At 57.2% G+C, this 21,022-nt stretch carries 18 protein-coding genes; 10 read left to right on the forward strand and 8 right to left on the reverse strand.

The genetic code is table 11. From position 1 onward, the window contains the following. The first annotated feature begins 113 nt into the window (after window positions 1-113). Both glpK and lpxC read left to right on the forward strand, forming a co-directional pair. On the forward strand, window positions 114-1,598 hold the full coding sequence (gene glpK / locus VJ651_RS22250) for a glycerol kinase GlpK (protein ID WP_324109525.1): 1,485 nt from the start codon (window positions 114-116) through the stop codon (window positions 1,596-1,598). 109 nt (window positions 1,599-1,707) lie between these two features. Next, complete coding sequence (gene lpxC, locus VJ651_RS22255; protein WP_324109526.1) at window positions 1,708-2,643, forward strand: UDP-3-O-acyl-N-acetylglucosamine deacetylase; 936 nt, start codon at window positions 1,708-1,710, stop codon at window positions 2,641-2,643. 34 nt (window positions 2,644-2,677) lie between these two features. On the opposite strand, the gene VJ651_RS22260 is transcribed toward lpxC, so the two are convergent. Next, entirely contained in the window at window positions 2,678-3,196 is a 519-nt protein-coding gene (locus VJ651_RS22260; protein WP_324109527.1) for a DciA family protein, read from the reverse strand. A gap of 51 nt (window positions 3,197-3,247) precedes the next feature. Between VJ651_RS22260 and VJ651_RS22265 the strand changes: the two genes are divergently transcribed. The 8 genes from VJ651_RS22265 to VJ651_RS22300 all read left to right on the forward strand — a co-directional run bounded on the left by VJ651_RS22265 (window position 3,248) and on the right by VJ651_RS22300 (window position 13,945). After that, window positions 3,248-4,195: a M23 family metallopeptidase gene (locus VJ651_RS22265; RefSeq protein WP_324109528.1), complete on the forward strand. Its 948-nt coding sequence runs from the start codon at window positions 3,248-3,250 to the stop codon at window positions 4,193-4,195. A gap of 305 nt (window positions 4,196-4,500) precedes the next feature. Continuing rightward, window positions 4,501-7,266 carry a preprotein translocase subunit SecA gene (gene secA, locus VJ651_RS22270; RefSeq protein WP_324109529.1) on the forward strand — a complete coding sequence of 922 codons (2,766 nt, stop codon included), beginning with the start codon at window positions 4,501-4,503 and terminating at the stop codon, window positions 7,264-7,266. A gap of 169 nt (window positions 7,267-7,435) precedes the next feature. Further along, a complete protein-coding gene (argJ, locus tag VJ651_RS22275; RefSeq protein WP_324109530.1) occupies window positions 7,436-8,674 on the forward strand; it encodes a bifunctional glutamate N-acetyltransferase/amino-acid acetyltransferase ArgJ in 1,239 nt (412 codons plus the stop codon). 1 nt (window position 8,675) lies between these two features. Beyond that, complete coding sequence (locus VJ651_RS22280) at window positions 8,676-9,551, forward strand: ATP-binding protein (protein ID WP_324109531.1); 876 nt, start codon at window positions 8,676-8,678, stop codon at window positions 9,549-9,551. Window positions 9,552-9,558: 7 nt separating this feature from the next. Further along, window positions 9,559-9,969: an NUDIX domain-containing protein gene (locus tag VJ651_RS22285; protein ID WP_324109532.1), complete on the forward strand. Its 411-nt coding sequence runs from the start codon at window positions 9,559-9,561 to the stop codon at window positions 9,967-9,969. Between the two features lie 392 nt (window positions 9,970-10,361). Then, complete coding sequence (ald, locus tag VJ651_RS22290) at window positions 10,362-11,477, forward strand: alanine dehydrogenase (RefSeq protein ID WP_324109533.1); 1,116 nt, start codon at window positions 10,362-10,364, stop codon at window positions 11,475-11,477. Window positions 11,478-11,727: 250 nt separating this feature from the next. Continuing rightward, on the forward strand, window positions 11,728-12,255 hold the full coding sequence (locus VJ651_RS22295; RefSeq protein WP_324109534.1) for a hypothetical protein: 528 nt from the start codon (window positions 11,728-11,730) through the stop codon (window positions 12,253-12,255). Window positions 12,256-12,391: 136 nt separating this feature from the next. Beyond that, window positions 12,392-13,945: a sigma-54-dependent transcriptional regulator gene (locus tag VJ651_RS22300; protein ID WP_324109535.1), complete on the forward strand. Its 1,554-nt coding sequence runs from the start codon at window positions 12,392-12,394 to the stop codon at window positions 13,943-13,945. Between the two features lie 12 nt (window positions 13,946-13,957). Here the strand turns inward: VJ651_RS22300 and yacG are convergent, their stop codons facing one another. From yacG to VJ651_RS22335, 7 genes are all read right to left on the reverse strand, one after another. Then, the gene (yacG, locus tag VJ651_RS22305; protein ID WP_136413189.1) at window positions 13,958-14,146 is read right to left on the reverse strand and encodes a DNA gyrase inhibitor YacG; all 189 of its coding nucleotides are present in this window, start codon (window positions 14,144-14,146) and stop codon (window positions 13,958-13,960) included. Window positions 14,147-14,154: 8 nt separating this feature from the next. Beyond that, entirely contained in the window at window positions 14,155-14,910 is a 756-nt protein-coding gene (zapD, locus tag VJ651_RS22310) for a cell division protein ZapD (protein WP_136413188.1), read from the reverse strand. Between the two features lie 127 nt (window positions 14,911-15,037). Next, complete coding sequence (gene coaE, locus VJ651_RS22315; RefSeq protein ID WP_324109536.1) at window positions 15,038-15,676, reverse strand: dephospho-CoA kinase; 639 nt, start codon at window positions 15,674-15,676, stop codon at window positions 15,038-15,040. Between the two features lies 1 nt (window position 15,677). Continuing rightward, complete coding sequence (locus VJ651_RS22320; RefSeq protein ID WP_324109537.1) at window positions 15,678-16,544, reverse strand: A24 family peptidase; 867 nt, start codon at window positions 16,542-16,544, stop codon at window positions 15,678-15,680. Continuing rightward, complete coding sequence (locus VJ651_RS22325) at window positions 16,544-17,770, reverse strand: type II secretion system F family protein (RefSeq protein ID WP_324109538.1); 1,227 nt, start codon at window positions 17,768-17,770, stop codon at window positions 16,544-16,546. The genes VJ651_RS22320 and VJ651_RS22325 overlap by 1 nt, the downstream gene beginning before the upstream one ends. A gap of 13 nt (window positions 17,771-17,783) precedes the next feature. Beyond that, window positions 17,784-19,514, reverse strand: coding sequence for a type IV-A pilus assembly ATPase PilB (gene pilB / locus VJ651_RS22330; protein WP_324109539.1), 1,731 nt, complete (start codon window positions 19,512-19,514; stop codon window positions 17,784-17,786). Between the two features lie 152 nt (window positions 19,515-19,666). Then, window positions 19,667-20,941: an HlyC/CorC family transporter gene (locus tag VJ651_RS22335; protein WP_324109540.1), complete on the reverse strand. Its 1,275-nt coding sequence runs from the start codon at window positions 20,939-20,941 to the stop codon at window positions 19,667-19,669. Window positions 20,942-21,022: the final 81 nt, after the last annotated feature.

Below are 21,022 nucleotides of genomic sequence, written 5' to 3' on the forward strand. Positions count from 1 at the left end.
TTTCTTGGCTAGAATCGATACCGGCATCGACATACCTAGTCGCATCTGTCCGCACTTGACATGACTCATCCGGATTTTGCATTTGCTGCGGCTTTCGTTTTGGAGACAGTTCAATGACCCGGTACATTCTCGCTCTTGACCAGGGCACGACGAGTTCACGCGCCATCCTGTTCGACCATGCGGGTCGCCAGCACGGCATGGCGCAGCAAGAGTTCACTCAAATCTTTCCGCGTTCCGGCTGGGTCGAGCACGATGCCATGGAAATCTGGCGCACCCAGCTGCAGGTCGCGCAACAAGTCTTGAAGCAAACAAAGCTTGCGCCGGCCGACATCGCTGCCATCGGCATTGCCAACCAGCGCGAGACGACGGTCTTGTGGGACCGGCAAACCGGCCAGCCGATCGCCAATGCCATCGTCTGGCAAGACCACCGTACCGCGGATTTGTGCGACGCCCTGCGCGAGCAAGGCAAGGCCGCGCTGTTCCAGCAGAAGACCGGGCTTGTGCTCGATGCTTATTTTTCCGGCACCAAGGTCAAATGGCTGCTCGACCATGTCGCCGGCGCCCGCGAAAAGGCGGAACGTGGTCAGCTCGCGTTCGGCACCATCGACTCATGGCTGATTTTCCGCATGTGCGGCGCCCACGTCATCGACAGCAGCAATGCCTCGCGCACGCTCCTGTTCAACATCCACACTCTGCAATGGGATGACGAATTGCTGGGCTTGCTCGACATACCTGTCAGCGTGTTGCCGCAGGTCGTGCCCAGCAGCGGCGTCGCAGGCAAGACCGATCCCGCGCTGTTCGGCGTCTCCATCCCGATCGCCGGCATCGCCGGTGATCAGCAGGCCGCCACCTTCGGCCAGGCCTGCCATCGGCCCGGCATGGCCAAGAACACCTACGGGACAGGCTGCTTCATGCTGCTCAATACCGGCAAGCGAGCGATCCCGTCGCACAACAACCTGCTCACCACCGTAGGCTGGACCGTTGACGGCGAAACCGACTATATGCTGGAAGGCAGCGTGTTCAATGCCGGTGCAGCCGTCCAGTGGCTGCGTGACGGCCTGGGCATCATCCAAAGTTCGGCGGAAGTCGAGGCGCTCGCATCCAGCGTGCCCGATACCGGCGGCGTGTTTTTCGTCCCTGCCTTTGCCGGCCTCGGCGCTCCCTACTGGGATGCCTATGCACGCGGCACCATGGTCGGCATCAGTCGCGGTACAAGCAAGGCCCATATCGCGCGTGCCACCCTCGCCAGCATCGCATACCAAAGCGCGGACGTGCTGGAGGCGATGCAAAAAGATGCCGGAATGGCATTGACGGAACTGCGGGTGGACGGCGGTGCGGCGCGCAACGATCTGTTGATGCAATTTCAGGCCGACGTGCTGGGCGTTCCCGTCGTGCGCCCGATGGTGACGGAAACGACAGCCTTGGGAGCGGCGTATTTAGCGGGGCTTGCGGTCGGCTATTGGGGCTCGCAAGAAGAAATCGCGTCGCAATGGCAAGTTCAGAAACGTTTTGAGCCGCAGATGGTGGACGAAGAAAGAAAGCACCGTCTGGCCGACTGGCGTCGCGCCGTGCAGCGGTCGCAAAGATGGTTGGAATAGCCGACCCGGCTTGGCGAAGACGGAAAAAGCGCTGTTTTGCGTGGCGTGACGCCAACAGGCGTTACATTTCAAAACAACTGACTCACGGGTTAGTTGCTATAATTCCACAATGCTCAAACAACGTACCGTCAAACAGCTCGTCAAGACTGTCGGCGTCGGACTGCATTCCGGTACCAAGGTCGAACTTGCCCTGCGCCCGGCCGCAGCGGACACAGGCATTGTTTTTCGCCGCGTGGACCAGACTCCGCCGGTGGATTTGCCTGCGACCGCGACCGGCGTTGGCGATACGCGCATGGCATCGGTCCTGGAAAAGGACGGCGTGAGAGTATCGACGGTCGAACACCTGATGTCCGCATGCGCCGGACTTGGCATCGATAATCTGTATGTCGACGTCACGGCGGAAGAAATTCCCATCATGGACGGCTCGGCATCATCTTTTGTGTTTCTTCTGCAGCAGGCCGGCCTGCAGGAACAGAACGCACCGAAAAAATTCATTCGTATCAAGAAACCGGTTGAAATCCGCGAAGGCAAGGGCGCGCAGGAAAAGTGGGCCAGGCTTGAGCCCTACAACGGCTTCAAGCTGAAATTCTTTATCGAATTCAATCATCCGGCGGTTGATGGCACCGGCCAGGTCGCAGAAGTCGATTTCGCATCCGAATCGTACGTGAAGGAAATCGCTCGCGCCCGCACTTTCGGATTCATGCAGGATGTCGAGACGCTGCGGGGCATGGGGCTCGCTCGCGGCGGATCGCTGGAAAACGCCATCGTGATGGACGAATACCGCATCCTGAATGCCGATGGTCTTCGCTATGACAATGAATTCGTGCGGCACAAGATTCTGGACGCAATCGGTGACCTTTATCTGATCGGCCATCCTCTGCTCGCCAGCTACGTGGCGCACAAGTCCGGCCACACGCTCAACAATCTGCTGTTGCGGGAACTGCTGGCACAGCCCGAAGCCTACGAGATCGTCAGCTTCGATTCACTCGATACGGCACCCGGCGCCTACGTTCGGCAAGCCGGCCAGGAATGGGCGTTCAACTAGGCCCTTTTTTCACCCGGCCTTAATCCTCCGCTTTTTATTTCTCTTTCCGGTGGCGTTTCAGCATCGCGCTGATCGCCGCCTTCAGTGCTTCGTTTTGCGGGGAATTTTCCAAGGCGTCGTTCAAGGATGCGAGCGCGGAAACGGCTTTCGCGGGTAGCTCCAGTTGCTTTGGCGGAATTGTCTTTTCAGCAATATTGCTTACTTGCACTTTAATCCGTATTGCGTTAACCTGCCATCCCCGCTTCAGTAGTCCGTCCTGCAGCTTGGGCAGTTGCTGTTTCAGCTTTGTTGCAAGCGCAGCGTTCGGCGTGGCGAGCACCAGGTTACCCGCTTCGAACTGGATGACGGAACATGCATCAAACAGCGCGGGAAGAATCGCGGCACATTCCTTTTGAAGTGCATTAATGCGTGAAATGGCCGGCAAGAGCTTGGCCATCTTGTCGTTTGCGCGCAGAAAATCTGTAACACCTGTAACAGTGCTCGTGGTTTTTCCGGCTCGGCGTGTAGACTGAAAGCCTTGCTTAAAAGAAACAAATGAGGATGAGCGAATCATGCTCAAACCTTATCACAGAGCGCCCGCGATAGACGAGTCGTAGGAGTTGTCATGCAAATTATTCTGCTGCACCCACGCTTCAGCGCAAAAACGATCACCCTGAGACATTGGCATTTATTGGCGCTGGCGCTGTTTTTCGTCATGTCGGTACTCGCCGCCGCATCTTTGCTGTACTACCTCACCTTCCGTCACGCTACCGACTTCAATATTCCCCTGGTTCGCGACGTCCTTGCCTCCGCCACGCAGGAAGACAGCGTCCGCAAAGACAAGTACGTCAAGGAAAACCTCGCCGCCATGGCGATGAAGCTGGGCGAGATGCAGGCCCAACTGATGCGCCTCGATGCCTTGGGCGAGCGGGTGCAGGGCTTGGCAGGGGTCAAGCCGCAGGAGTTTAACTTCCGGGAGCCGCCGGGCCGCGGTGGTCCCGCCCCCTCGACAAATGACAAGCCGCTCAGCATGTCGGAGTTTCAGAAGGCGCTCGATGCCACGGCCAAGGATGTCGAGCAGCGCGCCGACTACATGAACGTCGTCGAGACTACGCTGATGAGCTACAAGATTCGCTCCAGGTTGCTGCCGACGATACAGCCGGTCAATGTAAGCTACAACGCATCCGGCTTCGGCTGGCGTATCGATCCCTTTACCGGGAAAAACGCCTTTCATGAAGGCATCGATTTTGCCGCGGCGGTGGGTACGCCGATCGTCGCTGCGGCTGGCGGCGTCGTTATTTCAGCGGAATACCATCATCAGTACGGAAACATGATCGATATCGACCATGGAAACGATATCGTCACCCGCTACGCCCATACCTCACGTGTATATGTGAAGGTAGGCGATATCGTCCGGCGCGGGCAACGCATCGCCGACATCGGCTCCACCGGCCGGTCCACCGGCTCACACCTCCATTTCGAGGTGCTCGTCAAAGGTGTGCAGCAGGATCCCCACAAATTCCTTGCCGCAGGCGCCGACCAGGCCAAAATGGCCGCCCTGGTCGTCAAATAACAAGGATCGAACCGACGATCTCCCTGTCTTGCCTCGGGGCCAAGTGAATATCTGCGCGACAGATATTGTTTCTTCACCATGCGCCCCCACCTAAGTGCGTGATCGAGTCATCAGTGTTGCTGAAAGCGACCGCCGTTCATTGACAATTCTGTGCTCGCTCAACCATTTTGCGCATCCGTTCCTGACAGCGTCAGTCCGGTTCGAGGCGCATGATAAAATCTGCAATTTAGCCAAAGTCCGGCCATCGAGAGGGACACCAGCCTTGTGGCGTGTCGTTGTCGTGGCGCTATTCTTAGAAATCAAGCATGTCATTACTGACCCAGATTTTCGGCAGTCGCAACCAGCGACTGATCAAGCAATATCAAAAAACTGTCCGCGAAATCAATGCGCTCGAGCCGGCGATGGAAAAGCTTTCCGACGCCGAACTGCAGGCGAAGACGCCTGAATTCAAGGACCGCGTTGCCAAGGGCGCCAAACTGGACGATATCCTTGTCGAAGCGTTCGCGGTGTGTCGCGAGGCGAGCAAGCGCGTCCTGAAGATGCGCCATTTCGATGTCCAGTTGATCGGCGGCATGGTCCTTCACTATGGCAAGATCGCCGAAATGGGCACCGGCGAGGGCAAGACGCTGATGGCGACGCTCGCCGCCTACCTCAATGCACTTTCCGGCAAGGGCGTGCATGTGGTAACGGTCAACGATTACCTGGCGCAGCGCGACGCGGAATGGATGGGCAAGCTGTACGGCTGGCTGGGACTGACCACCGGCGTCAACCTGTCGCAGATGGAGCATGACACCAAGCAGGCAGCCTATGGTGCCGACATCACTTACGGCACCAATAACGAGTTCGGTTTCGACTATTTGCGCGACAACATGGTGTACGAGGCCGGCGATCGCGTGCAGCGCGGACTGAATTTCGCTATCGTCGATGAAGTGGACTCGATCCTGATCGACGAAGCGCGAACCCCGCTGATCATTTCCGGCCAGGCGGAAGACCATACCGACCTGTACGTGAAGATGAATGCGGTACCGCCCTTGCTGACCATGCAAATCGGCGAGGAAACTCCGGACGGCAAGGGCAAGATCGAAGTGCCCGGCGATTACACCAAGGATGAAAAATCCCATCAGGTATTGCTGACCGAAGCAGGGCATGAAAAGGCGGAGCAGATCCTCACCAGCATGGGCCTGCTTCCGGAGGGCGCCTCGCTGTACGATGCCGCCAACATCACCCTGATTCACCATTTGTATGCTGCATTGCGCGCGCACACGCTGTATCACAAGGATCAGCACTACGTGGTGCAGAACGGCGAAGTCATTATCGTTGACGAGTTCACCGGTCGTCTGATGACAGGCCGCCGCTGGTCCGATGGCCTGCATCAGGCAGTCGAGGCCAAGGAAGGCGCGCGGATCCAGAATGAAAACCAGACGCTGGCATCGATCACTTTCCAGAATTACTTCCGCATGTACGGCAAGCTCGCCGGCATGACGGGTACGGCCGATACCGAAGCGTACGAGTTCCAGGAAATCTACAGTTTGGAAACCGTGGTGATTCCGCCGAACAAGCCGAGCCAGCGCAAGGATCGCCAGGATCAGGTCTACAAGAGCGCGCAGGAGAAGTACAACGCGATGCTCATGGACATCAAGGATTGCTATGAGCGCGGCCAGCCGGTCCTGGTCGGTACGACCTCGATTGAGAACTCCGAGTTGCTGTCGAATATTCTGACCCAGCACAAGCTGCCGCACAACGTGCTGAATGCGAAGCAGCATGCCCGCGAAGCGGAAATCATTGCGCAAGCCGGCCGTCCGAAGATGATCACCATCGCCACCAACATGGCCGGCCGCGGTACGGATATTGTTTTGGGCGGCAACGTCGAAAAGCAGATCCAGTTGATCGAGGCCGATGCCAATCTGAGCGATGCGGAGAAGCAGGAGCGAGCGCAAAAACTGCGCAATGAGTGGCAATCGTTGCATGACCACGTGGTGGCGGCGGGCGGCTTGCACATCATCGGCACCGAGCGGCACGAATCGCGCCGCGTCGACAATCAGTTGCGCGGACGTGCCGGACGCCAGGGCGATCCCGGTTCATCCCGTTTCTACCTGTCGCTGGACGATCCGTTGCTGCGCATTTTCGCCGGCGATCGCGTCCGTGCGATCATGGACCGGTTGAAGATGCCGGAAGGCGAACCGATCGAAGCCGGCATCGTTTCTCGCTCGATCGAATCGGCACAGCGCAAGGTGGAAGCACGCAACTTCGATATCCGCAAGCAGCTGCTTGAGTATGACGATGTCGCAAACGATCAGCGCAAAGTGATTTACCAGCAGCGCAACGAATTGCTGGAAGCCGCCGACATCTCCGAATTGATTGCGTCCTTGCGCCATGGCGTATTCAGCGACCTGTTCCGCAGCTTCGTGCCGGCAGAATCGATGGAAGAGCAGTGGGACATCAAGTCGCTGGAAGCGGCGCTGGCCAATGAGTGGCAGCTGGATGTGCCGCTCTCCGCAATGCTGGAAGCCGAGCCGAACCTGACCGACGATGATCTGCTGGAACGCGTGCTGAAAGCGGCTGACGATTCGTACAACGCCAAGATCGACATCATCGGCAAAGAGGCATTCGCCGGTTTCGAGCGAAGCGTCATGTTGCAGAGTATCGACACCCACTGGCGCGAGCATCTGGCCGCGCTGGACCACCTGCGTCAAGGCATTCACCTGCGCGGCTATGCGCAGAAGAATCCGAAGCAGGAGTACAAGCGCGAAGCGTTCGAACTGTTCGGCCAGATGCTGGACATGATCAAGAACGAGGTGGTACGCATCGTCATGACCGTGCGCATCCAGTCGCGTGAAGAGATCGACGCCGCCGAGGAACAGCTGGCGCAGTCGCATGTCGAGAACGTGCATTATCAGCATGCCGATTTCAACCCGAATGCCGCACCGGAAGAATTGCTGGCGCCTACCGCGACCGCGGATGGCGACCGTCAGCAACCGATGGTCAATGCATTGCCGAAGGTCGGGCGCAACGATCCGTGCCCATGCGGCAGCGGAAAGAAATACAAGCAGTGCCACGGCAAGCTGGCCTGAGGCCGGGAGAGCAGCGCGACATGACAAAGGGCAGGGTAACCTGCCCTTTGTCTTTGGCGAGCATCCCGAAGCGTTGCAGGCCGTGAATACCCGCATCCAGAACGCATCGTCGCCCCGATACGTTTACAATATCGATCTTACCGATCTGTCACCCACGCAATAAAACCATATGGCCGTCAATCTTCCGCTCCCCATCGCCGCCAACCTGAAACCCGTCGCCGGCATCGAACTCGGCCATGCCGAAGCAGGCGTGCGCAAAGCCAACCGCAAGGACTTGCTGGTCATGAAGCTTGCGCCGACGGCAAGCGTCGCAGGCGTGTTTACCAAGAATCGTTTTTGCGCGGCCCCGGTGCAGGTTTGCAAGGCGCACCTGGAAGGATTGCGAATGGCCGGTGGCCCGATTCGCGCGCTGGTGATCAATACCGGGAACGCTAACGCCGGCACCGGCGACACGGGCTTGGCAAATGCCAACCTGACTTGCGTTGCGCTGGCTGACTTGCTCGGATGCGACCCGGCGCAGATACTTCCCTTTTCGACCGGCGTCATCCTCGAACAATTGCCGGTGGATCGGATCAAGGCTGGCTTGCCGCAGGCGATCAGCAACCTGAAAACGGATAACTGGTACAACGCCGCCGAAGCGATCATGACAACGGACACTCAGCCGAAAGCGGCATCGCGGACCGTGACGGTCGACGGCAAGATGGTGACGCTCACCGGCATCAGCAAAGGGGCCGGCATGATCAAGCCGAACATGGCGACCATGCTGGGTTTCCTCGCCATGGATGCGAAAGTTGCGCAGCCGGTTCTCGAGCATATGGTGAAGGAAGCGGCGGACAAGTCCTTCAACTGCATCACGATTGATGGCGACACATCGACCAACGACTCCTTCATCTTGATCGCGACCGGCGCCGGTCAGCTCGAGGTCAACGAGGTCGGCTCGCCCGAGTATGCAGCCTTGTCGGCCGCGGTCGCTTCGCTCTCCCAGGAGTTGGCGCAAATGATCGTGCGCGACGGTGAGGGGGCGACCAAGTTCATCACCATTACCGTCGAAGAGGGCGCGAGTGTCGAGGAATGTCGCAAGATCGCTTATTCGATCGGCCACTCGCCACTGGTAAAGACCGCGTTCTATGCGTCCGATCCCAATCTTGGCCGGATTCTCGCCGCCATCGGCTATGCCGGCGTTGACGATCTCGACGTGGGCAAGCTGAACCTCTATCTCGATGATGTGTGGGTCGCGAGGAACGGCGGGCGCAATCCCGACTACAAGGAAGAGGACGGCCAGCGCGTGATGAGGCAGAGCGAAATCACTGTGCGGGTGAAGCTCGCGCGCGGCAGTGCGGCGGCGACGATCTGGACCTGCGATTTCTCTCACGAGTATGTGAGCATCAACGCCGACTACCGTTCCTGACATGACGCAACTCGACCAGTTCCTCGACCGCGCCGAAGCGCTGTTGATGCGCCTTGAATCGATTCTGCCGCAATCGAGTCCTACTCCTGATTGGAATGCCGGTACTGCATTCCGCTGGCGCAAGCAAGGCGGAAAAGGCAGTCGCGGCTACTTGCAGCCGGTTGCACACATCGCTTCCATTGCCTTGTCCGACTTGCACAACATCGAAGTGCAAAAGCAGCAGATCGACCAGAACACGCGGCAGTTTGTAAATGGCAAGCCGGCCAACAATGTATTGCTGACCGGCGCGCGCGGCACCGGCAAGTCTTCACTGATCAAGGCCTGCCTGAACCAGTATGCGTCACAGGGATTGCGCCTGATCGAAGTCGACAAGGATGACTTGGGCGATCTGCCCGACATCGTGGACATGATCGCCGGGCGGCCGGAGCGCTTCATCATTTTTTGCGACGACCTGTCATTCGAGGAAGGTGAAAGCGGCTACAAGGCGCTGAAGGTGGCGCTCGACGGCAGCATCGCGGCACAGTCCGACAATGTGTTGATCTACGCCACCTCCAACCGCCGGCACCTGATGCCCGAGCGGATGTCCGACAATGCGACCTATGTGCATACGGAAGACGGCGATTTGCATCCGGGGGAAACCGTCGAGGAGAAGATTTCCTTGTCGGAGCGCTTCGGTCTGTGGGTATCGTTCTATCCTTTCAAGCAGGACGACTACCTCGACATCGTCGCGCATTGGCTGCGCCATTTCGGCTGCGGCGACCGGCACATCGAAGAAGCTCGTGCCGATGCGCTGCGCTGGGCCTTGCAACGCGGGTCTCGCTCCGGGCGGGTGGCATGGCAATTTGCGCGCGACTACGCGGGCAAGGCCGACCGATAATTTCCGCATGTCCGCCTTGCTAGCATCACCAATCGACGTTGCCGTTGGCATTCTCATGAAGCCGAACGGCGACGTTCTGCTTGGTCAGCGCCCCGAGGGCAAGCCCTATGCGGGGTACTGGGAATTCCCGGGTGGCAAGGTCGAGCAGGGCGAGTCGATTCTCGAAGCGCTCAAGCGCGAATTTCTCGAAGAACTCGGGGTGCAAGTCCTCTCGGCGGAACCGTGGTGCGGCGTCGAATACGTCTATCCCCATGCCCACGTCCGGCTCCATTTCTACATCAGCCGGGATTGGCAGGGTGAACCGCAAAGCCTTGAAGGACAGGCATTTGCATGGCAAGGAAGCTTCGAAGTCGAGCCCTTGCTGCCAGCCACCATTCCACTCCTGGAGTGGCTGAATCAATTGCGGTTACGTTCCTAACGAATACTGCGGCGGGCTGCTTCAGGCATTCCCAGCCTCTCCAGCGGCACGTCGCGCATTTCCATCATCACTCCACTTTCAATACGACTGTATTGAATTAAATACACTGTATTTTATTCTGTACATATGAGCCTGCACGAGGATCGCAGAGGACCTTGGGCTAACTTCGTCAGCAGGAAGTCGAGTGGTTGTATTAATTTGTGGACAGCTGGTTTTGAAAAATCACGCCCTGTATCGCTAAGTGCCTGATTTAATGACTCTTATTCATGTGGCACGCAGGTTGCTAAATGTCACTTCAGCCATCCACGAAATTGGCTTTGCGGCTGAATATGTCCAGGCATTTCGTGGAGCAATCCAGAGCGCTATTGCGCACCATAAACAGGAGAGTTCACATGCTAGTCGGCGTGCCAAAAGAGATCAAAAACCATGAATATCGTGTCGGACTGACCCCGGCCAGCGTACGCGAGCTGACATCGCGCGGTCATCAGGTGATCGTTCAGAAAAACGCCGGAACCGCGATCGGTTTGTCCGACGAGCAGTATGTGGCAGCAGGAGCGTCCCTGGTGGACACGGCGAAGGAAATCTTCGACCGGGCGCAGATGATCGTCAAAGTCAAAGAGCCGCAGCCGCAGGAATGCGCCATGTTGCGCGAAGGGCAGATCCTCTACACCTATCTGCACCTCGCGCCGGACCCGCAGCAAACTGCGGCGCTGGTCAAGTCCGGCGCGACCTGCATCGCCTATGAAACCATTACCGGTCCCGGCGGGGGCCTGCCGCTGCTGGCGCCGATGAGCGAAGTGGCCGGCCGCATGTCGATTCAGGCCGGCGCCGCACATCTCGAAAAATCAAAGGGCGGCATGGGATTGCTGCTGGGCGGAGTGCCCGGCGTGGAAGCAGGCCATGTGGTGATCATCGGTGCCGGCGTAGTGGGCGCCAATGCCCTGCAAATAGCTGTCGGTATCGGTGCGCGCGTCACGGTGCTGGACAAGAACGTCGATCGCCTGCGGCAGTTGGACCTGGTGTTTGGAAATCGCATTTCGACGCTGTATTCGAACGCCCATACAGTCGAGGAATCGGTGCTCTCGGCAGATCTCGTTGTCGGCGGCGTTCTCGTGCCGGGTGCCGCGGCACCGAAGCTGGTTACCCGCGACATGATTTCACGCATGAGACAGGGCGCGGTCGTGGTCGATGTCGCAATCGATCAGGGTGGATGCTTCGAAACCTCGCACGCCACGACGCATGCCGAGCCCACCTACATCGTCGACGGCGTGGTCCATTATTGCGTGGCCAACATGCCAGGTGCGGTCGCGCGCACGTCGACCTTCGCGCTGAACAACGCCACGATCGGCCACGCGGTTGCGCTGGCGGACAAGGGATGGAGGCAAGCGCTGAAGGACAATCCGCATCTCAAGAATGGCCTGAATGTTTGTCAGGGCAAGGTCAGCTACGAAGCGGTCGCACATGACCTGGGATACGAATACGTTCCTGCGGACTATTTCCTGCAATAAGCCATCCAGGACGGCCGGCCCGGAAACCGGCTGGCCGTATCCTCAAGCGCCAGTCGAGGGGCGGCGTCGATCTTCCGTCTCTCCGGAGTTTGCGATCATCACGCCCTGAGTCCACACCCCCGCAGTCAGGGAATTGCCCGGTAATCGATTTGAAGGGATTGCAAATGGAACGTCACCGCAACATCAAGTTTTCGATTCTTCCTTTTCATAAGATGCAGGCATGAACGGACGCACGGTGGAGCCGGATGCGATGAACGAATTTATTCTCGGCGATCGCCAGCTGCATGCGCGATTTTCCATGGCAATCGAGGTGCTGGCCCGCATCGTGATTGCCAATCCACGTCCGGTGGCAAGCGCAGCATTATCAGACGCACTTGGACAATCGACGCGCGCGATACGCAGCTTGCTGACTGACTTGCACCGTTCCGGATTGCTCCATCAGGACGACAACAACAAGGACGCCTGGTATTGCTCCTCAATGCTGGGAACGATAACGCTCGCGGACATCTTCCGAAGCGTCGCCAGCGGCATGCCGGAGCCGTCATCGTCACGCAAGAAAAGAGCCGAACCCGCTGCAGACGAGCAGCGCAGCGCCGCGCAGCAAAACGTCGACCTCCTGCTGATGCAAGCCACGATGGAAATCAACCAGGTCGTATTGCAGCATCTTCAGGCCTTCGACCTGGGACGGCTCAAGGCGCTTGGCTCGGCCAGTTCGGTCCGTGGTTTCAGTTCCGGGCCACGGCCCTATATTCCGGAGCCGGCGCAAGAGCTGGCTTGAAAATCCGCGACAGCGCGTTCACTGTGATTTTCATACGCGCCTCCCGCCCGCTATTGTCGCCTTCACGGTGCGCGGGTAAAGTGACGATGAGTCCCGGCACTTACTCAGCCCAACAATCTGAAGAAATCCTGACACCATGCGGATAGACGTCCAGTTCGCCGACCGCGTCGGCATCGCACATGAGATTCTGGCTGTGCTGGCACGTCGGAACATGAACGTGGTCGCGGTCGAGGTCGATTCCTCCGACGTGTTTATCGATATTCCTGAACTCGCCGAAAGCATGTTGCCGCTTTTGCGCGAAGACTTCATGGGTGTCGCCGGCGTGCAGGAGGTCAAAGTTGTCGACGTGCTGCCGGGCGCGCGCCGCCGCTTGCACCTCGATGCCTTGTTGGCGGCGATGGCCGATCCGGTGATGGCGGTTGATGCCGAAGGCCGCATTGTGGCAGCGAATGCTGCAGCCGCCGTCGTGGCGGAATTGGATGAGAGTCAATTGCATCAGAGCACGCTACGGGAACTGTTCGGCGAGGCCGGCCTGCAGACGGAATTGCTGGGCAGCGGGTTTCGTGCGCCCGCACGCGAGGTGAGGCTGCACGGCCAACCCTTTCTGCTGGAAGTGACGCCGGTTTCGGAGCCGCTCGATTCCGCATTGGGGCAGACGGTCGGCGGTGTGATTACCTTGCATGCACCGCGTCGCCTGGGGGGCAGGCTTCACGCCTTGCAGCATACCAGCGGCGGATTCGATTCCATCATCGGTGAATCCGAGCCGATTCGTGCGCTGAAGGCGCGCGCGGCCCGTGTGGCGATGGTCGACGCGCCCTTGCTGATCGTAGGCGAAACAGGCACCGGCAAGGAGCTCGTTGCGCAAGCCTGCCATGCAGCGAGCCCGCGTGGAAGCGCTCCTTTTCTTGCGCTGAATTGTGCCTCGCTGCCGGAGAATCTGGCCGAGAGTGAATTGTTCGGCTACATGTCCGGCGCCTTTACGGGCGCGCAACGCGGCGGCAAGCCAGGCTTGATCGAAATGGCGGAAGGCGGGACCGTTTTTCTCGATGAAATCGGCGAAATGTCTCTCTATCTGCAGGCCAAGCTGCTGCGCTTTTTAAACGATGGAAAATTCCGCCGCATCGGCAGCGAACGCGAAACCAAGGTGAATGTGCGCATCATCAGTGCCACGCATCGCAACTTGCGGAAAATGGTCGCGGAGGGGAGTTTTCGTGAAGACCTGTTCTATCGTTTGAATGTGCTGCAGCTCGAAGTGCCGTCACTGCGCGAGCGCCCGGACGACATCCTGCTGCTGGCGCGCCATTTCATTGAACGTGCCTGTGCACAGGCACAAAAGCCGATTTGCAGGCTCAACGCGCAAGCCTGTGCGGCGCTGGTTGCCAATAGCTGGCCGGGCAACGTGAGACAGCTGCAAAATGTCGTCTTTCGCGCCATCACGATGACGGACCAACGCATTCTGGATGCTTCAGACTTCGACCTTGCCGAGGGCAGCATGTCGATGGAAGTTTCATCGCACTACCAGGAAGCGGAAGACTGGGAGAAAACGGTTGCTCTGTTTGAGCGTGCCGTTCTCGAGAGGCTCTATCAGCAGTATCCCTCGAGCCGCAAGCTCGCATCCCGGCTCAAGACATCGCATTCGATGATTGCAAACAAGCTTCGCAAATACGGGATTCCGGGATCAGACCGATGAATCAGGTGCAGTTCAATGCGGTGGAAGACTATCGTCATCCGCCTCTTTGGGCGGCGTAACAGCAGGGATCGCGTATTTTTCTTCCGCCCAAGCGCCCAGATCGATCTGTTTGCAGCGCTCGGAGCAAAACGGCCGATACTTGCTCTTCTCGGTCCATTCGACCTTCTTGCCGCAAGTCGGGCAATCAACAACGGTCGCCATAATACACCTCAGAAATTACACAGGGTCAGCTCAAAGGGGACATCGTTCTCGAAGGATCTTGGCTTCATGTCGCCGTCCTGCGAGGTAAAACGTACCCAAAGCATATACTTGTTGGCGGAAATTTCAGGGATTGCGCCCAACGTCTCGTCAATGCTTAGCCGCAGCATCTGATAGACCTTGCCTTGCAGCATTTGCTGATAGCTGCCGGCCTGCGCGATCGTCTTCGCGGAACGACCGGATTCGCGTAACAGGCGCAGCACGACACCGATTGCATCGAACAGCGGCACGAGCGGAGCAAACCAGGTGGAAATATCGTTGAAACGCTGCTGTGCTGAACGGTGTTGCCAGGCGTAGTAGGACGGAAGGTCGAATTCACAGGCACCGCCCGGAATGATGGTCCTGCCGCGGATGCTCATGAGCCACTCGTTATCGCGAATATTTTGTCCAGTCTTGCCTTGCGCAGCCATCAAGGCCGCGCTGCTGCGGTCAACATCCGCAAGAACTTCGTTCAGGCGCTCCGGCAATACATTGGGATTGGACTTGAATCCGATGAGCGTTTGCTTCTGACGCTCCAGTTCCTGCAGCAAATCCGACTTGAGATCGGCTCGGCCGGCAACTTCGAGCATTTCGAAAATTGTCGACAGCGCAATGTGATGCTGTTGAGGATGGTCTTGATGAAGGAAAAAGATGAATTTTTCGTAAAGATCTTCCAGCCGCAGCAAAGTGCGAATACGCTCGTTGAAAGGGTATTCGTAGATGATCAAAATGGCGTCCCTTTAGCTGTAAAGCTCGTGCTGGCAATAATTATATGATTCTGAACGAAGCCATGAAAAAATACAAATATTGTCGGGCAAGATATCAATGATTTTGCTGTCCGATGCAGCAGATCACTTACACATCATCACACTTTGCCGCGAGCGAGACATAGGCTGCATGGAGCCGGTCGACCTGAGGGACCAGCGCGATTGCATCGCCATCGTTATCGATGACATCGTCCGCTGCGGCGAGCCGCTCCTGTCGGGACACTTGCGCGGCCATGATGGCGCGGACCTGCTGCTCGGATAAACCGCTGCGGCTCATGACGCGCCGTATCTGGGTCTGTTCCGCGCAATCGACAACCAGTACGCGAGATACCCGTTGCCGCCATGATCCGGACTCAACCAGCAGAGGGACGACGAACACCAGATAAGTACCTCGCGCCTGCGCCGCAGCCCGCTCGGTCTCGAGTCGGATCAAGGGATGCAGGATCGCTTCCAGGCGCGCCTTGGCTGTCGGCTCCGCAAATACGTATTCCCGCATCTTCGCGCGGTCCATCGCACCGTCGGCAGTCAAAAACGCCTCACCGAATTGCGCATGTATTTCGGGAATCGCCAGGCCGTTCGGCGCCGTCAACTGATGCGCAAGCAGATCCGTGTCAATGATCGCTGCCCCTCTTGCATGGAACATGTCCGCCACGGTCGTCTTGCCACTGCCGATACCGCCGGTAAGGCCGACCGAAAATCTGCGCGCAGGCACAATTGCTTCAGGCATGTCAGACGGGGACTCCAAGATACGCTTCGACTATTTGTCTACCGTAGAGCAATGCGATCATTCCGGCCGCAGCCAGATAGGGGCCGAAAGGAATAGGGTTGTTGCGCCCGTGCTTGGCGAACAAGATAAGCGAGATGCCGACCACCGCGCCGACCACGGACGACAACAAAATGATTACGGGCAGCATCTTCCAGCCAAGCCAGGCGCCCAATGCCGCGAGCAATTTGAAGTCGCCGTAACCCATGCCCTCCTTGCCAGTGGTGAGCTTGAACAGCCAGTAGACGCTCCAAAGGCTTGCATAACCGGCTGCAGCACCGATCACGGCGTCGCGGAGCGGAACGAAGGTGCCATTCAGATTGAGCAACAGCCCACACCAGAGCAGCAACAGGGTCAAGTCATCGGGAAGCAACTGGGTATCCGCGTCGATGAAGGTCATCGCAATCAGCAGATACGCGAATGCCAGCGTTGCCAATCCGGCCAGCCCGCTCCCGAAGCGCCAGATCAGCAGGCCGGAAAGTATGCCGGTCAACAGTTCGACGATCGGATAGCGTGGCGAAATCGGTGTCTTGCATTCGATGCATTTCCCCCGCAGGAACAGATAGCTCAGGACGGGGATGTTTTCGAGTGCGCTTATCGCATGTCCGCAGTGTGGACAGGCCGAGCGCGGGACCATGAGGTTGTAGCGATCGGTGTGCGGCAAAGGCTCGCCACGCTCATGCGCCACGTAGTTGTCCGATTCACGCTGCATCATTTTCGGCAGTCGATGGATAACGACATTCAGGAAGCTGCCGATCAGCAGACCAAGGACAGCAGCGAAAACCGTCGGGATAAGGCTTGCGGGCGGTGCCGACACAATCAAATCGAGCATCAGACGACGGCTCCAAGCTTGAAGATTGGGAGATACATGGCAATCACCATGCCGCCAATCAGAACGCCCAATATGGCCATGATGAGAGGTTCCATCAGGCTGGATAGTGATTCAACGGCATCGTCAACTTCCGCCTCATAAAAATCCGCAACCTTGCCCAACATCTGATCGAGCGCACCGGATTCTTCGCCGATGGCGACCATCTGCGTTACCATGTTCGGAAAGACGTTCGCATTCTGCATCGCGGTAGTCAAACTTGTACCAGTGCTGACCTCTGTCTGTATTTTCTTGGTGGCGTCCATGTAGACGAAGTTTCCCGATGCACCGCCGACCGAGTCGAGCGATTCCACCAGCGGTACGCCAGCAGCGAACATTGTTGCGAGCGTGCGAGTCCAGCGTGCGATGGTCGCCTTGCGAATCACTTCGCCGAAAATGGGGGCTTGCAATAGCGCTCTGTCCATGAATCGTTGCACATTGACCGAGCGTCTCCATGACTGGAAGAGGAGGTAGAGGCCGGCGAACAGGCCGCCAAAAATAATGTACCAGTTGGCGACAAAGAAATCCGAGATGTTCATCACCATTACCGTTGGTGCCGGGAGGTCTGCACCAAAGCTCTTGAATACCTCCTTAAATGCCGGGATGACCCAGATCATGATCACTGACGTCACGACAAATGCTACGACCAGGATCGATATCGGATAAAACAATGCCGACTTGATCTTGCCCTTGATGGCTTGCGTTTTTTCCTTGTAAACCGCCAAGCGAGTAAGCAAGTCTTCCAGAATACCTGCCTGCTCGCCCGCTGCTACGAGGTTGCAGAACAAATTATCAAAATACAAGGGAAACTTGCGAAAGGCCTGATTCAGGCTGCTACCCGTTTCGATGTCTGTTCGGATGTCTTGAATCAACTTTGCGACTGCCGGGTTCGAGTGGCCCTTGGCAACAATATCGAATGACTGCAATAGCGGAACACCGGCTTTCATCATGGTCGCCAGTTGCCGAGTGAAGAGGGTGATGTCCTTGTCGGTGATCTTTTTACCTGTCGAAAAGGACTTCTTCTTGACCTTGGTGACTAGAATCCCTTGTCTGCGCAAGGTCACATTGACGATCGTTTCGCTGCCTGCGCGGATTTCTCCCTTGACGTTTTTCCCGGATTTGTCCCTGCCTTCCCAGGCAAAAATTACTTCCTTTACCGCACCCGTTGATTTGCCGGCGGCAGTTGCCATGTTCGTCCCCTCGTTATTCGTTGGTGCAGCCGAGCACTTCTTCCAGGCTTGTCATACCCTGTTTGACCTTGACAAGGCCGGCTTCGCGCAAGGTTTTTACGCCATCCTGCCTGGCTTGCTCTTCGATTTCGAGCGCCGTGCCGTGGGCAAGGATGATGCGCTCGATTTCTTCCGAGATCGGCATGATCTGATAGATACCGACCCGGCCCTTGTAGCCGCTGCCGCTGCAGCGCTCGCATCCAATCGCCTTGTATGGCATCCACGTTCCATCCAGATCCTCCTCCTTGAACCCCGCCTCGAGCAGCGCTTCATCGGGAATGGCGACGGGTTGCTTGCAGGTGCAAAGGCGTCGCGCCAAACGCTGCGCCGTAATCATGATGACCGATGAAGCAATGTTGAAAGGCGCCACGCCCATATTCATCAGGCGGGTCAACGTCGATGGCGCATCATTGGTATGCAGCGTGGAGAACACCATATGGCCGGTTTGTGCGGCCTTGATCGCGATATCGGCGGTTTCCAGGTCGCGAATTTCGCCGACCATGATGATGTCCGGATCCTGCCGGAGAAATGCCTTCAGCGCAGCGGCGAACGTCAGGCCGGCGCGGTCGTTGACGTTGACCTGATTCACGCCCGGCAAATTGATTTCCGCCGGATCTTCCGCCGTGGAGATGTTGATGCCAGGCTTGTTCAGAATGTTCAGGCAGGTGTAAAGCGAAACGGTCTTGCCCGAACCGGTTGGTCCCGTCACCAACACCATGCCGTATGGCCGCTCGATTGCTTTCAGCAAGAGTTCCTTCTGGTCCGGATCGTATCCCAGTGCATCGATACCCATTTGCGCCTGGCTGGGATCCAGAATACGCATCACGATCTTTTCGCCGAACAGCGTCGGCAGGGTGCTGACGCGAAAGTCGATCGCGCGATTCTTGGACACGACCAGCTTCATCCGTCCGTCTTGCGGCACGCGCTTTTCCGAGATGTCGAGCTTGGAAATCACCTTGATGCGCGACGCCAGTTTTTCCTTGATCGCAAGCGGAGGTTGCGCCACCTCGCGCAAAATCCCGTCGACGCGGAAACGGATGCGGTAAAACTTCTCGAACGGTTCGAAGTGCAAGTCGGATGCGCCCATATTGATTGCATCCAGCAAAATCTTTTGGAGGAATTTGACAACCGGCGCATCATCGATTTCTGCCGTGGCCGCCTCGCTCGGCCCGGTTGCCGGCATTTCCTCGTCACTGAGATCGATCTCCAAGTCATCACCGATCATCTCAGTGAGACTCTCCTCTGTACTTTGGCCGAGTTTTTCGACGAGTTTCAACAGCACCGGGTGTTCAACAATCACCGGTTCAACGGTCAACTCTGTCTGGAACTTGATCTGGTCCAGCGTATGGGTATTGGTCGGGTCGGAGATCGCGACCGAGACTTTGTTGCCGCGCTTTGCCAACGCGACGACGCGCTGCTTTTGCATCAGGCGCGCATCGATAATATTTTCCGGAAGGAAGCTCGAATTGAATGCCGAGAAATCCAGCATCGGGTATCCGAAAGTTTCAGAACAGAAAGTGGCGAGCGAGAGCGAGTCGATACTTCCGCTAGCCAGCAGAACATCGATAAACGCAACTTTGTCGGCAATGGCCTGCTTGTTCAATGTATCTGCTTGCTGAGCGGACAATCGCCCGGCTTGCACCAAGGCACGTGCAAGGCCGGACATCGTCGTCGTTGAAGCTTGATTGGGAAGAACCGCTGCCATGAATTCAGCCGAAAATTTGGTCAGAATCGTCCAAGTTGCATTAGATAATGCCTATAGGCATCTGATTTGTAAAGGTATTGTGACAAAGAGACATCACTGTGAGCGTGGAAGTGTTACATCCAGGGGACGCTCTCGCATGACAAGGCTGGAAGTCAAATTTTTTTGATCAGCTTGACGATTTTGATTGCTTGATTTTGCACCTGAACGATTTCTGCAACACATTTCCCTATCTTCAGGCTGACGTTCGCTTCCGGAATATCGCGTAATTCTTCGAGCAATAACCCGTTCAGGGTTTTCGGCCCATCCAGTGGAAGATCCAATCCAAGATGTTTGTTGATTTCGCGCAACGTGGTCGCGCCCTCCACCAGGCATTCGCCCTGTTCGTCCCAGGCAAAGCCATCCGCGCGTGCAGCCCCCGGCAGAGAAGTTGTGAATTCGCCAATCATCTCTTCGATGATGTCTTCCAAGGTGACGAGTCCTTGCACTTCGCCGTATTCGTCGACAACTATGCCAAGTCGTTCGTGATTTTCCTGGAAGTATTGCAACTGCGTGAATACATCGGTGTCTTCCGGGACGAAATACGGCGCGGTGAGCAGCTGCCGGAAATGCGCGATCGTCAGTTCGTCTTCCTGATTAATGAGAGCAATGGCCTTGCGTACATGCAGGATGCCGACGATATGGTTGATTTCACCTTCGTAGACCGGCAGTTTGTTGTGATAGCAGGTCGTAAGCTGATGGATGATCTCCTCGGCCGGCGTAGACAAATTCAATGCCTCGACCTGCGCACGCGGCGTCATGACATCTTCCACCGAGATCTTTTCGAGGTCGAACAGGTTCAGGAGGATGCTTTTGTGCTTTTGTGGAATGAAATTCCCTCCCTCGAGCACGATCGAACGTAGTTCTTCTTGCGAAAGACGTTGCTCGTGCGATCCACTGCCGGTCTTGATATGCAGGATACGGAGAAAGCCGGAAACGAACAGATTGACAAACCAGATCGCTGGCTTCGCGAGACTCATCAGTGGCTTCAGGACAAAGCTGACCGGAAGTGCGATACGTTCCGGATAGGTCGCGCCAATGACCTTGGGTGAAATTTCCGCAAAAACGATGAGCAGGAAAGCGACGACTGCTGTGGCGGTCGTGATAACGCTTTCTTCATTGCCGAACATCGAGATAGCTATTGCGGTGACCAATGCGGTCGCCAAGGCGTTGATCAGCGTGTTGACAATCAGGATCAGGGAAAGCACCTTGTCAGTGCGCTCGAGTAGCCAGAGAGTTGTCGCAGCCAACTTGTTGCCGCGTTTCGCAAGGTGCCGCAGACGATGTCGATTGGCGGCCATCAGCGCCGTTTCAGCCATCGCGAAAAACGCCGACAGGAGTATCAACAGGCAAAGTGCAAGCAGCTGCGCCCAAAAAGGTACGGCATTCACCGGGTCACCGAATGGAAATTTGGGTATTAATTGCTGCTGCCAGCGTTAACGGTTCGCAGTCGGAATAAACGATGCTAGTGC

Source organism: Noviherbaspirillum sp., assembly GCF_035254865.1.
In the GTDB taxonomy this organism is placed as follows: domain Bacteria; phylum Pseudomonadota; class Gammaproteobacteria; order Burkholderiales; family Burkholderiaceae_D; genus Noviherbaspirillum.

Coding starts and splice junctions, on each gene's coding strand:
- argJ (WP_324109530.1), top strand. CDS start 7,436: ATGGCCGTCAATCTTCCGCTCCCCATCGCCGCCAACCTGAAACCCGTC.
- VJ651_RS22280 (WP_324109531.1), top strand. CDS start 8,676: ATGACGCAACTCGACCAGTTCCTCGACCGCGCCGAAGCGCTGTTGATG.
- lpxC (WP_324109526.1), top strand. CDS start 1,708: ATGCTCAAACAACGTACCGTCAAACAGCTCGTCAAGACTGTCGGCGTC.
- pilB (WP_324109539.1), bottom strand. CDS start 19,514: ATGGCAGCGGTTCTTCCCAATCAAGCTTCAACGACGACGATGTCCGGC.
- VJ651_RS22260 (WP_324109527.1), bottom strand. CDS start 3,196: ATGATTCGCTCATCCTCATTTGTTTCTTTTAAGCAAGGCTTTCAGTCT.
- VJ651_RS22265 (WP_324109528.1), top strand. CDS start 3,248: ATGCAAATTATTCTGCTGCACCCACGCTTCAGCGCAAAAACGATCACC.
- VJ651_RS22320 (WP_324109537.1), bottom strand. CDS start 16,544: ATGCTCGATTTGATTGTGTCGGCACCGCCCGCAAGCCTTATCCCGACG.
- secA (WP_324109529.1), top strand. CDS start 4,501: ATGTCATTACTGACCCAGATTTTCGGCAGTCGCAACCAGCGACTGATC.
- glpK (WP_324109525.1), top strand. CDS start 114: ATGACCCGGTACATTCTCGCTCTTGACCAGGGCACGACGAGTTCACGC.
- VJ651_RS22295 (WP_324109534.1), top strand. CDS start 11,728: ATGAACGAATTTATTCTCGGCGATCGCCAGCTGCATGCGCGATTTTCC.
- yacG (WP_136413189.1), bottom strand. CDS start 14,146: ATGGCGACCGTTGTTGATTGCCCGACTTGCGGCAAGAAGGTCGAATGG.
- coaE (WP_324109536.1), bottom strand. CDS start 15,676: ATGCCTGAAGCAATTGTGCCTGCGCGCAGATTTTCGGTCGGCCTTACC.
- VJ651_RS22285 (WP_324109532.1), top strand. CDS start 9,559: ATGTCCGCCTTGCTAGCATCACCAATCGACGTTGCCGTTGGCATTCTC.
- ald (WP_324109533.1), top strand. CDS start 10,362: ATGCTAGTCGGCGTGCCAAAAGAGATCAAAAACCATGAATATCGTGTC.
- VJ651_RS22300 (WP_324109535.1), top strand. CDS start 12,392: ATGCGGATAGACGTCCAGTTCGCCGACCGCGTCGGCATCGCACATGAG.
- VJ651_RS22325 (WP_324109538.1), bottom strand. CDS start 17,770: ATGGCAACTGCCGCCGGCAAATCAACGGGTGCGGTAAAGGAAGTAATT.